This is a genomic window from Pseudomonas sp. MPC6, from assembly GCF_006094435.1.
Lineage (GTDB): Bacteria > Pseudomonadota > Gammaproteobacteria > Pseudomonadales > Pseudomonadaceae > Aquipseudomonas.
Genome location: NZ_CP034783.1, coordinates 1,728,237 through 1,739,733, shown reverse-complemented (window position 1 = coordinate 1,739,733; position 11,497 = coordinate 1,728,237). Strand labels below are relative to the sequence as shown.

The 11,497-nt window shown below is 62.0% G+C and carries 9 protein-coding genes and 1 pseudogene; 6 read left to right on the top strand and 4 right to left on the bottom strand.

Features of this window, described 5'->3' with window-relative positions; translation table 11 throughout:
• Positions 1 to 300 precede the first annotated feature (300 nt).
• On the top strand, positions 301 to 849 hold the full coding sequence (locus tag ELQ88_RS10195; protein ID WP_054614033.1) for an RNA polymerase factor sigma-70: 549 nt from the start codon (positions 301 to 303) through the stop codon (positions 847 to 849).
• A 147-nt stretch (positions 850 to 996) separates the two neighbouring features.
• Here the strand turns inward: ELQ88_RS10195 and ELQ88_RS10190 are convergent, their stop codons facing one another.
• From ELQ88_RS10190 to ELQ88_RS34580, 4 genes and pseudogenes are all read right to left on the bottom strand, one after another.
• Positions 997 to 2,010, bottom strand: a complete 1,014-nt coding sequence (locus ELQ88_RS10190; protein WP_138964884.1) for a GNAT family N-acetyltransferase — start codon at positions 2,008 to 2,010, stop codon at positions 997 to 999.
• Positions 2,011 to 2,110: 100 nt separating this feature from the next.
• Positions 2,111 to 2,905, bottom strand: coding sequence for a transporter substrate-binding domain-containing protein (locus ELQ88_RS10185; RefSeq protein ID WP_178084679.1), 795 nt, complete (start codon positions 2,903 to 2,905; stop codon positions 2,111 to 2,113).
• A 95-nt stretch (positions 2,906 to 3,000) separates the two neighbouring features.
• Entirely contained in the window at positions 3,001 to 3,624 is a 624-nt protein-coding gene (locus ELQ88_RS10180; RefSeq protein ID WP_128870992.1) for a TetR/AcrR family transcriptional regulator, read from the bottom strand.
• Between the two features lie 43 nt (positions 3,625 to 3,667).
• Positions 3,668 to 3,787, bottom strand: a pseudogene (locus ELQ88_RS34580) (outer membrane lipoprotein carrier protein LolA); the annotation flags it as partial.
• Positions 3,788 to 3,895: 108 nt separating this feature from the next.
• Between ELQ88_RS34580 and ELQ88_RS10175 the strand changes: the two are divergent.
• From ELQ88_RS10175 to ELQ88_RS10155, 5 genes are all read left to right on the top strand, one after another.
• Positions 3,896 to 5,698 carry an acyclic terpene utilization AtuA family protein gene (locus ELQ88_RS10175; protein ID WP_138964882.1) on the top strand — a complete coding sequence of 601 codons (1,803 nt, stop codon included), beginning with the start codon at positions 3,896 to 3,898 and terminating at the stop codon, positions 5,696 to 5,698.
• 83 nt (positions 5,699 to 5,781) lie between these two features.
• Entirely contained in the window at positions 5,782 to 7,398 is a 1,617-nt protein-coding gene (gene atuC / locus ELQ88_RS10170) for a geranyl-CoA carboxylase subunit beta (RefSeq protein WP_138964880.1), read from the top strand.
• A gap of 25 nt (positions 7,399 to 7,423) precedes the next feature.
• Positions 7,424 to 8,581 carry a citronellyl-CoA dehydrogenase gene (gene atuD / locus ELQ88_RS10165; protein WP_128870995.1) on the top strand — a complete coding sequence of 386 codons (1,158 nt, stop codon included), beginning with the start codon at positions 7,424 to 7,426 and terminating at the stop codon, positions 8,579 to 8,581.
• Positions 8,578 to 9,375 carry an enoyl-CoA hydratase-related protein gene (locus ELQ88_RS10160; protein WP_138964879.1) on the top strand — a complete coding sequence of 266 codons (798 nt, stop codon included), beginning with the start codon at positions 8,578 to 8,580 and terminating at the stop codon, positions 9,373 to 9,375. Before atuD ends, ELQ88_RS10160 begins: the two co-directional genes overlap by 4 nt.
• 117 nt (positions 9,376 to 9,492) lie before the next feature.
• Complete coding sequence (locus tag ELQ88_RS10155; RefSeq protein ID WP_138964876.1) at positions 9,493 to 11,454, top strand: acetyl/propionyl/methylcrotonyl-CoA carboxylase subunit alpha; 1,962 nt, start codon at positions 9,493 to 9,495, stop codon at positions 11,452 to 11,454.
• The last annotated feature ends 43 nt before the right edge of the window (positions 11,455 to 11,497 follow it).

The following is an 11,497-nucleotide window of genomic DNA, read 5'->3' as shown; positions in this document are numbered from 1 at the left end:
CCATCGTCATCGTTAACGACCTTCGCGAGCGAGCTCGCTCCTACAGGGGTATGAGGATTGCGCTGTGCTATTCACCAATGGGAACGGATGACGTCTGCAAATAATTAGTCGGCGGGCCGGATCGCCAGCCCCGCTGCAGTGCGTCAGCGTGTCGCAGTTCTCACTCCGCACCTTTGGGGAGCATTAATTCTCTTTCTCAATTGACAATCATTATCATTCAACATAATTTGTCGCTCGATGTGTAGGACGGCACCGGTCTTCCAGCCGTCCCACTAACCTATTTGCAGCAGGGTGATTTCCATGACGGAACAAGTGTCCACAAGCAGGTGCGATTCACCGCTACTTCAGGCATTCGTCGACAATCGACTGATTCTGGTCAAGATTGCAGCCCGTATTACCGGCTGCCGCTCGCGGGCTGAAGACGTGGTACAGGATGCGTTCTTCCGCCTGCAGTCGGCGCCGCAAATCACGTCCTCGTTCAAGGCTCAACTCAGCTACCTGTTCCAGATCGTGCGCAACCTGGCGATCGATCACTACCGTAAACAGGCACTGGAACAGAAGTATTCAGGCCCTGAAGAAGAAGGCCTGAACGTGGTGATTCAAGGCGCCTCGCCGGAAACCTCGCACATCAATTTCTCGACCCTGGAACACATTGCCGACGCGCTGACGGAGTTGCCCAGCCGCACCCGCTACGCGTTCGAGATGTACCGCCTGCATGGCGTGCCGCAGAAGGACATCGCCAAGGAACTCGGGGTCTCGCCGACCCTGGTGAACTTCATGATTCGCGATGCTTTGGTGCACTGCCGGAAGGTGTCGGGGAGTCGGGCGGATACCTTTGCCCGCCGCTAGGACCCGAATCCTGCTTCGCCCCCATCGCGAGCAAGTTCGCTCCTACAGGTTTGTGTCGCGTACAACATCAGAGAACACCCAAAACCTGTGTGTGGGCTTGCTCGCGAAGGCGGCCTCAAGACCTGAAGAGATCTCGAGCCTTACGCATCAAGCCAACACACACCGCTCAAAAAACCGCTCCCGCCCCAACACCATCAACGCCGCACGCTTGTGCGGAAAATCAAACTCTTTCTCGCAATGGAAACGCTGGCCCTGCATATACCCGATCATCTTGCCGTTGTCGGCCCGAGGCTCGGCCACCACCCGCCGGGTCCGTGGATCATCGAGAAACAGGTAATGCACCAGCGCCGATAACCAGCTCGCTACCTTGTGCGGGCCGCGGTGATGCTCTTCACCGACCAGCATGTGAATACCCCGGTCGTAATCGTCCGCCTCATAGAAAGGCGCAATGCGATCTTCCTTGGCCCAATAAGCTTCGAAATAGGCAAACGGCTGATCATCGAAACAGCCGATCAGCGTCAGGGTGTGGGGGTCGGCCTCGAGCTTGCCCAGGTACTCGCGATGCTGTTCGAGACTGCCCTGTTCCTGCCAGAAACTCGCGACCCGCGCACTGTTCTGCCAACGATTGAACCGTGCAAGGTCATGGTCGATGTCCAGCGTGCGCAGGGAAATCCACGCGCCCAACCGGGCATCGAAACGTCGATACACTTCACCCTGCGGTTTCATCGCACGCAACGGATGACGTTTGCCGCCACTGATGACCATGTGCTGCGGATAGCTGCTGGCCAGGGATTGACCGAGCCAGGGCTGCGGCAACTGCCAGAACAGGGTGCGCTCGCAGCGATACTGGCCGGAGGTTTCGGTGGCGACCAGCAAGCCGTTGCGCAAGGCGTCAACCGGGACCTCATCCAGCTGCCAGGTCAGGCGCTGGCAGCCAGGGTCGCGGGCAAACAGCCAATAACAGGCCGTGCGCAGTGCATCGCCTTCGGGACGGTCGAAACCTTGCTCCAGCTGCACCAGCAGTTCAGGTTCGCGGGTCAGCCGCAACTTGATCAGCGGCTGCCCATCCAGGTCGAGGCTCAGCCGGCTTTCGGTTTCATCAGCTACAAGACGGCTGCCTGTGGGCAACGCCAGGGCAGTCAGGTGATTCGGATTGGACATGGGGCGGGCTCACATTAATCGTCGACAGTTCAACGAAGTGACGTGAGCCAAGCCGAGAAATTTAACAGAAGTCGGTCAATACGCGACCTGTGGCGCGATCTCAGTGACCGGGCACCGGCACCACGGCAATCTTGTACGGATCAAAAATCTTCAGCATCTGGCCGTTCTCGCGCAAGTCTTGCAGCAACTTGCCAAATGCAGCGCCACTGATGGGCGCTGTCGGGCGGAGGATGGCGTAGTGGTGATAGATCTGATCGACCCGCTCGGACACCAGCAGCTGATTGCCGACCTGCTCGTTGCGCAGCAAGTAGTCGCTCAAGTAAGAGCGCGTTACCAGGGCAATGTCCGCTCGCCCGCGCAGCACCATCAACAGGTTGCTGTCATGGGAATAGGTCAGCGTGGCGTTGTAGTTCTGCGCGAGAAACTTCGGGTCGGCATTGAAATTGGAAAATTCGTAGTGATAGCCGCTGAACAGCGCCAGGCGTTTGCCGGTGAGGCTGGCAAAATAGCTTTGCTGACGATCGGGCTCGCGTTGCGCGACAAAAATCTCGGCGTCTTCCAGCCCCATGTCGACGGTGGTGTGGGGGATGTCCTTCCAGCCCCAGTTCGGGTTCTCGAAAATCGCCATGTCCACCCGGCCTTGCTTGAAGTCACCGAAGCGCCGGGGAATCGAAGTCGGCACCAGGACAAATTGATAGTCGCTCTGCAAGGCATTCAGCGCCTCGATCAATTGCGGCAACAGGCCGGTGTCGGCACCGGTTTCCGGGCGAACCGTGTAGGGCGGGAAATGCGCGGCACTGATCCGCACCAGTTGTGCAGCCTGGGCCGGTATTGCCCCTATCGACGAAAACGCCACCAGTAAAAACACCGAGGCCGTCCGAATTGGCGAAGACATCAAACAACCCACTCCCGAAAAAAAACGCTTAAATGCATCCAAGCCAGGTGCTTTCAGCCACTTCACCAGTCTAGACGGGTTTCGCACACCCCCTGTTAATTCTCTGCCAGCACCAGAATCAACGCTTCATCGGCCAATTGATCGAGGCTCAGGCTGCCGCCGGCGCGAAACCAGGTGGTGGTCCAGGACAGTGCACCGGTCAGGAACCGTCGGGTAATGAACACATCGCCGCGAATGAACCCGGCATCCTTGGCCTCGCCCAGCACCTGCAGCCACAGCTCTTCGTAGATGTCGCGCAGGGCCAGTACCCGCGCCTGCCCTGCTTCGGACAGCGAACGCCATTCGTACACCAGCACCGCCATGGCCTCGCCGCTGCCGCCCATGATCGATTGCAACTCGCAACGAATCAGCGCCAACACCCGTTCGCGCACACTGCCGGCCTCGGCCAGGGCTGCACGCATCAACGCCGTGTTATAGCGAATGGTCTCCTCCATCACCGCCCGCAGGATTTCGTCCTTGCTTTTGAAGTGATGAAAAATGCTGCCGGACTGAATCCCGACGGCACTGGCCAGATCGCGCACGGTGGTGCGCTCGTAGCCTTTGTTGCGAAACAGGTGGGCCGCCACTTGCAGCAGTTTGCCGCGGGCGCTGTCCGGGTCGGTCAATTGGCCGTTGTCGACCAATTCGCGCATCACCCTCAGGGCTTTTTGCTCGTCCACCCATTCTCTCCTACAGTCGATCAATCCAATACACCGCTCATGCAGGAGCGAGCTTGCTCGCGAAAAACCTGAGAGCGCTACGGGGTATCAGGCTTCCAGCGTTATCGTTCACGTCCTTTGCGAGCAAGCTCGCTCCCACAATTTCGTGGGGTTGCGCGGGCAATTTAAGCTGGAGGCGGCGACCAAGCAAGCGCTCGGGAAGAAGATAGTTTAGTCGTTTACAAACCAAGCGCTTGCTTGGTAGTCTCGATATTCTGCTGCGGAGGTGGCTATGGCGTTGACGGGGTCCAAGACAATTCGCATCGGTTGCGCCAGCGCCTTCTGGGGCGACACCTCGACAGCCGCCGCGCAACTGGTGGCGGGCGGGCGCCTGGACTATCTGGTGTTCGACTACCTGGCCGAAATCACCCTGTCGATCATGGCCGGCGCACGCATGAAAGACCCCCGGGCCGGCTACGCCAGCGACTTCATCGAAGTCCTCGGCCCCTTGCTCACTCAGCTCGCCGAACAGCACATCCGCGTGATCAGCAATGCCGGCGGGGTCAACCCACACGCTTGTGCCGCTGCACTGCAGGATGCCTGCGACCAGGCCGGGGTGGCGCTGAAAATCGCCGTGCTGCTGGGTGACGACCTGCAACCACAATTCCAACAACTAAGCGGCCTTGGCCTGCATGAAATGTTCAGCGGCGCGCCGCTGCCGCCGATGTGCGTCTCGACCAACGCCTACCTGGGCGCGCCGGGCATAGTCGAGGCCCTGCGACTGGGCGCGGACATCGTGATTACCGGCCGGGTGGTCGACAGCGCCGTGGTCAGTGCCGCGCTGGTGCACGAATTCGACTGGTCCTGGCACGACTACGACAAACTCGCCCAGGCCGCGTTGGCTGGCCACATCATCGAATGCGGCGCGCAGTGCACCGGTGGCAACTTCACTGACTGGCGCGACGTTCCCGACTACGAACACATCGGCTTTCCCATCGTGGAAGTCAGCGCCGACGGCCAGTTCATCGTCAGCAAACCCGAAGGCTCCGGCGGCCTGGTCACGCCACTGACTGTCGGTGAACAACTGTTGTATGAAATCGGCGACCCGCAGGCTTATCTGCTGCCCGACGTGGTCTGTGATTTCACTCAGGTAAAACTGGTGCAACAAGGCAGGAACGCGGTTCAGGTGCACGGCGCCAAAGGCTTGCCGCCCACCGATCAATACAAGGTCAGCGCCACGTACCCGGACGGCTTTCGTTGCACCGCCAGTTGCCTGATCGCCGGGATCGATGCGGTCGACAAGGCACGCCGGGTCGGCCAGGCGATCATCGCCAAGACCGCGCAGATGTTCAGCCAGCGCGGCTGGGCGCCTTACACTGAAGTGAACATCGAACTGCTGGGTAGCGAGGCCACCTATGGCCCCCATGGCCAGCGGCAGGACAGCCGCGAAGTGGTGATCAAGCTCGCCGTACGCCATTCGAGCAAACAGGCGCTGATCCTGTTCTCCAGGGAAATCGCCCAGGCCGCTACCGGCATGGCGCCGGGGCTGACCGGGATCGTCGGCGGGCGGCCGACGGTGTATCCGCTGATCCGGCTGTTCTCGTTCCTCATCGACAAAAGCGCCTGCACCCTGCAGATCGACCTCGCCGGCCAGCGCCATCCGTGTGCCCTGCCCGCCGTCGACCGTCTCGACACCGCGGATTTGCCCATCCCCCTGGACCCACCCAAACCCACGGGCCTGGCCGACGCCAGCGTCGCCCTGATCAAGCTCGCGGTGGCGCGCTCCGGCGACAAGGGCAATCACAGCAATATCGGGGTCATGGCGCGCGACCCCGAGTACTTGCCATGGATCGCCGAAGCCTTGACCCCGGAGGTGATCGTCGACTGGATGAGCCATGTCCTCGACCCGGTTCTTGGTCGAGTCGAACGTTGGTATCTGCCCGCCAGCCACAGCCTGAATTTTCTGTTGGAAAACGCCCTGGGAGGTGGCGGTGTGGCCAGCCTGCGCATCGATCCGCAAGGCAAGGCCTTTGCTCAACAACTGCTGGAAATCCAGATTCCGGTGCCGCAGCGCATCGCCGACCAGGTCAACTAGAGGACAAGCGCCGTGGCCTACGATCCGATGTGCAACGCCGATCTGTTTGCAGGCCCGAGGAGCTCAAGGACAAGGAATAAGCCATGCCGGTGATCCAGTCGCAAATGGACCCCTTCAGCGACCCGTTCGCGCGCAATCGCGCGGCGATGCTGGTGGGCATCGAGCACGTCCGCCAGCTCGAACAGAACCTGTTGGACAAGGCCGCCGAAGCCAAGGCCCGGTTCGACAAGCGCGGCCAACTGCTGCCCCGCGAGCGCCTTAACCTGCTGCTCGACCCCGGCGCCCCCTTCCTCGAACTGGCGAGCCTGGCCGGTTACAAGTTGCACGACGACAAGGACGGCAGCTCGGCCGGCGGCGGCCTGATCGCCGGGATCGGGTACGTGTCCGGCGTGCGGGTGCTGGTGGTGGCAAACAATAGCGCGATCAAGGGCGGGACCATCTCCCCCAGCGGTCTGAAAAAATCCCTGCGCCTGCAACAGATCGCCATGGACAACAAACTGCCGGTAATCACGCTCGCCGAAAGCGGCGGCGCCAACCTCAATTACGCAGCGGAGATTTTCGTCGAAGGCGCGCGCAGCTTTGCCAATCAGGCGCGGATGTCGGCCATGGGGCTGCCGCAGATCACCGTGGTCCACGGTTCGGCCACCGCTGGCGGGGCTTATCAACCGGGGTTGTCGGACTACGTGGTGGTGGTGCGCGGTAAAGCCAAGCTGTTTCTGGCCGGCCCGCCGCTGCTCAAGGCGGCCACCGGCGAAGTGGCCACAGATGAAGAACTGGGTGGCGCCCAGATGCATGCGCAGATCGCTGGCACTGCCGAATACCTGGCCGAGAACGATGCCGATGGCGTGCGACAGGTGCGGGAGATTGTCAGGTTGTTGCCGTGGAATGCGCGGTTGCCTGCAATCCCTGCGCGACAGTGGGAAGAACCGCTCTACCCCATCGACGAACTGTTGGGGCTGATCCCCGACGATCCGAAAAAACCTTACGACGTCCGTGAAATCATCGCGCGAGTGGCAGACGGTTCGAACTTCCTCGAATTCAAGGGCGAGTTCGATCAGCAAACCGTCTGCGGCCATCTGCAGATTCAGGGTCGCGCCTGCGGCTTTATCGGCAACAACGGCCCGATCACGCCCAAGGGGGCGAGCAAGGCGGCGCAGTTCATCCAGCTCTGCGACCAGAGCCAGACGCCGCTGCTGTTTTTCCACAACACCACCGGGTTCATGGTCGGCACCGAGGCGGAACAGCAAGGCGTGATCAAGCACGGCGCCAAAATGATCCAGGCGGTGGCCAATGCCCGGGTGCCGAAACTGACCATCGTTGTCGGCGGCTCCTATGGCGCCGGCAACTACGCGATGTGCGGCCGCGGCCTCGACCCGCGCTTCATCTTCGCCTGGCCCAACAGCCGCACGGCGGTGATGGGCGGCGCCCAGGCCGGCAAGGTGCTGCGGATCGTCACCGAGGCCAAACAGCTCAAGGACGGGCAGGTGCCCGACCCGACCATGCTCGATAAGCTGGAGCAGGTCACCGCGCAGAAGCTCGACAACCAGTCGACCGCGCTGTATGGCACTGCCAGTCTGTGGGACGACGGGCTGATCGACCCGCGGGATACCCGGACCTTGCTCGGGTACCTGCTGGATATTTGTCATGAAGCCGAAGTGCGCTCACTGCAAGCCAACAGTTTTGGTGTAGCCCGCTTCTAAGGGCGATCAGAGGAGAACAATAAAAATGATCTTCACCCAGGAACACGAAGCACTGCGCCGCACCATCCGCCAATTCGTCGACCACGAGATCAACCCGCACGTTGATGAATGGGAAAAGGCCGGACGCTTTCCGATCCATGAGCTTTTCCGCAAGGCCGGCGACCTCGGTTTACTGGGGATTTCCAAGCCGGAGAAGTTCGGCGGCATGGGCCTGGACTACAGTTATTCGATCGTCGCCGCCGAAGAGTTCGGCACCATTCATTGCGGCGGGATTCCAATGTCCATCGGCGTGCAGACCGACATGTGCACCCCGGCACTCGCCCGCTTCGGTTCCGATGAATTGCGCGAAGAGTTCCTGCGTCCGGCGATCACCGGCGAGCAGGTCGGCTGCATCGGCGTTTCCGAAGTCGCCGCCGGTTCCGATGTGGCGGGATTGAAAACCAGCGCGCGCAAGGACGGCGACGACTACGTGATCAACGGCAGCAAGATGTGGATCACCAACTCGCCGAGCGCCGATTTCATGTGCCTGCTGGCCAACACCTCGGACGACAAACCCCACGTCAACAAGTCGCTGATCATGGTGCCGATGAACACGCCAGGCATCAGCCTGAGCTCGCATCTGGACAAGCTCGGCATGCGCAGTTCGGAAACCGCCCAGGTGTTTTTCGACAACGTGCGCGTGCCGCAACGCAACCGCATCGGCCACGAGGGCGCGGGCTTCATGATGCAAATGCTGCAGTTCCAGGAGGAACGCCTGTTCGGCGCGGCCAACATGATCAAGGGCCTGGAATACTGCATCGACAGCACCATCGAGTACTGCAAGGACCGCAAGACCTTCGGCAATGCGCTGATCGACAACCAGGTGATTCACTTCCGCCTGGCCGAACTGCAGACCGAAATCGAATGCCTGCGCGCGTTGGTCTATCAGGCCACCGAGCAATACATCAAAGGCCAGGACGTCACCCGCCTGGCGTCGATGGCCAAACTCAAGGCCGGTCGCCTGGGCCGCGAAGTCAGCGACAGTTGCCTGCAATACTGGGGCGGCATGGGCTTCATGTGGGACAACCCGGTGGCCCGGGCCTACCGCGATGTGCGGCTGGTGTCGATCGGCGGCGGGGCCGACGAGATCATGCTGGGGATCATCTGCAAACTCATGGGCATCCTGCCGGGGAAAAAACAATGAGCATCTTGCCGGTTTGCCAGACCCTGCTGCTGGAACTGCACAACGGCGTCCTGCACATCACCCTCAACCGCCCCGACAGCCGTAACGCCATGAGCCTGCAGATGGTCGCCGAACTGAGCGCGGTGCTGGCGGCGGTACATGATGACCGAACTGTGCGTGCCTTGGTCATCGGTGGCGCCGGCGGGCATTTCTGTGCCGGTGGCGACATCAAGGACATGGCCAACGCCCGCGCTCAAGGCTCGACGGCCTGCCGCGAGTTGAACCGAGCGTTCGGCACGCTGCTGCAAGCGGTGCAACACACGCCGCAAGTGGTCATCACCGTGCTGCAAGGCGCCGTACTCGGCGGTGGCTTGGGCCTGGCATGCGTCAGTGACGTCGCCCTGGCCGATCATCAGGCGCAATTCGGTCTGCCGGAAACCAGTCTCGGTGTGCTGCCCGCGCAGATCGCGCCGTTCGTGGTCCAGCGCATCGGCCTGACCCAGGCCCGTCGACTCGCCCTGACGGCGGCGCGTTTCGATGGCACCCAGGCCAAGCGGATCGGCCTGGTGCATTTTGTCGAACATGACGCGCAAGCCCTGGCCGAGCGTCTCGATGAGGTGTTGGCCCATGTGTTGTGCTGTGCACCGGAGGCCAATGCGCGGACTAAACAGCTGTTGCTGGCGAGTGCGGGGCAGCCGGCGGATACGTTGCTCGATGAGGCGGCCGAATGGTTCAGCGAGGCGGTGACCGGGGCTGAGGGGGTCGAGGGGACAATGGCTTTTGTGCAGAAGCGTAAGCCGGGGTGGGCGCTTTAAGAACTTCGCTGGCAAGCCAGCTCCTACACGGTTCTGTGTCGTTCACAAACCCCCTGTAGGAGCTGGCTTGCCAGCGAAGAGGCCCTCACATTCACCGCAAAACCAAGGGACCAAACCATGCCCGGATTCAGCAAAATCCTCATCGCCAACCGCGGTGAAATCGCCTGCCGCATCCAGCGCACCGCCCAAACCCTGGGCTATCGCACCGTCGCCGTTTTCAGCGATGCCGACGCCGATGCCCTGCACGTGCAGATGGCCGACGAAGCCGTGAACATCGGCCCGGCCCCGGTGCAGCAGTCTTACCTGAACATTGCGGCAATCATCGACGCCGCCCGGCGCACCGGGGCCGACGCGATCCACCCCGGTTACGGTTTCCACTCGGAAAACCCCGGCTTCGCCCTCGCCTGCCAACACGCCGGCATCACCTTTATCGGCCCCAGCCCCGACGCCATCGAGCTGATGGGCAGCAAACGCCTGTCGAAACTCGCCATGCTTGCCGCCGGCGTGCCCTGTATCACGGGTTATCAGGGCGCCGAACAGGACGACGCGACCCTGTGTCGCGAAGCCGGGCGCATCGGCTACCCGCTGATGATCAAGGCCAGTGCCGGCGGGGGTGGGCGCGGCATGCGCCTGGTCCAGGGCGCCGCTGATTTGCTGGAGCAGATCCGCAGCGCCCGCTCCGAAGCGCTGCACGGGTTCGGCAGTGACGAGCTGATCCTCGAACAAGCCTTGATCGATCCCCGGCACGTCGAGGTTCAGCTATTCGGCGACCGGCACGGCAACCTGATCCACCTCGGTGAGCGCGACTGTTCGATCCAGCGTCGCCATCAGAAAGTCATCGAGGAAGCGCCCTGCCCGGTGATGACCACCGAACTGCGCCAGGCCATGGGTGAAGCGGCGCTCAAGGCGGGGCGCGCGGTGAATTACGTGGGCGCTGGCACCGTGGAGTTCCTGCTGGATGCCAGCGGGCAGTTTTACTTTCTGGAGATGAATACCCGGTTGCAAGTGGAACACCCGGTGACCGAATTCATCACCGGCCTCGACCTGGTGGCCTGGCAGCTGCAGGTCGCCGCAGGGCTGCCACTGCCGCTGCGTCAGGAGCAGCTGCAACTCAACGGCCATGCCATGGAAGTGCGCTTGTATGCCGAAGACCCGGCCCGGGGGTTTCTGCCCCAGACCGGGCGCATCGCAACCTGGGAGCCCGCCTTGCAGAACGGGGTGCGGATCGACCACGGCCTGATCGAAGGCCAGGGCATCAGCCCCTTTTACGACCCGCTGCTGGGCAAGCTCATTGCCCATGGCGCCACCCGCGAAGAAGCCCGGCGCAAATTGTTGCGCGCCGTGCAGGACAGCGTGCTGCTGGGCATACCGAGCAATCAGCGCCTGCTCGCCAGCCTGTTGCAACACCCGCAGTTCGTCAGCGGCGAGTTCAACACCGGGTTCATCCCGAGGTATTTTGCCGACCCTGCCTGCCTGCATCCGCCGGTCCCCACCGCCGAAGAACTGGCGATCGCAACGGCCCTGTTTTATCGGGCCTCGGCGCAGACTCACCCAGCGCCCCTGGCCGGTTGGCGCAACAATGCCAGCGTGCCGTTGCACTATCGCATCGGCCTGGAAGATCAGCATTGGCCGGTGCAATTGCACGCAGTGCCTGACGCGCCCTACCGGATTCAAGTCGCCACCCGCACCCTTGAATTGAAGGTCGTGCAGTGCGACGGCCGCTGGGCCACCCTGGAAATCGATGGCATCCGCCGACGTTATGCCTATCGTCTCGAATCCGCGCAGCTCTGGCTGTTCACCCGGCCCGGCAGCCTGCAACTGGTGGATCGCACTCAAGCCCCGGCCAGCAGTCAGGCCAGCGTCAGCTGCGGCACGCTCAAGGCACCGATGGACGGTGCGATCGTCGACGTGCTGGTCGCCGAGGGCAGCCCGGTCAGTAAAGGCCAGTTGCTGGTGGTGCTGGAGGCGATGAAAATGGAGCATCCCCTCAAGTCAGGCATCGATGGCGTGCTCAAGCGCTTGCAGGTCAGGGTCGGCGACCAGGTGAAAAATCGTCAGATATTGTTGGAGGTCGAATAAGTCGCTAGGCGGATCCGCCGGGTTTGGCTACGCTCAAGCGCTA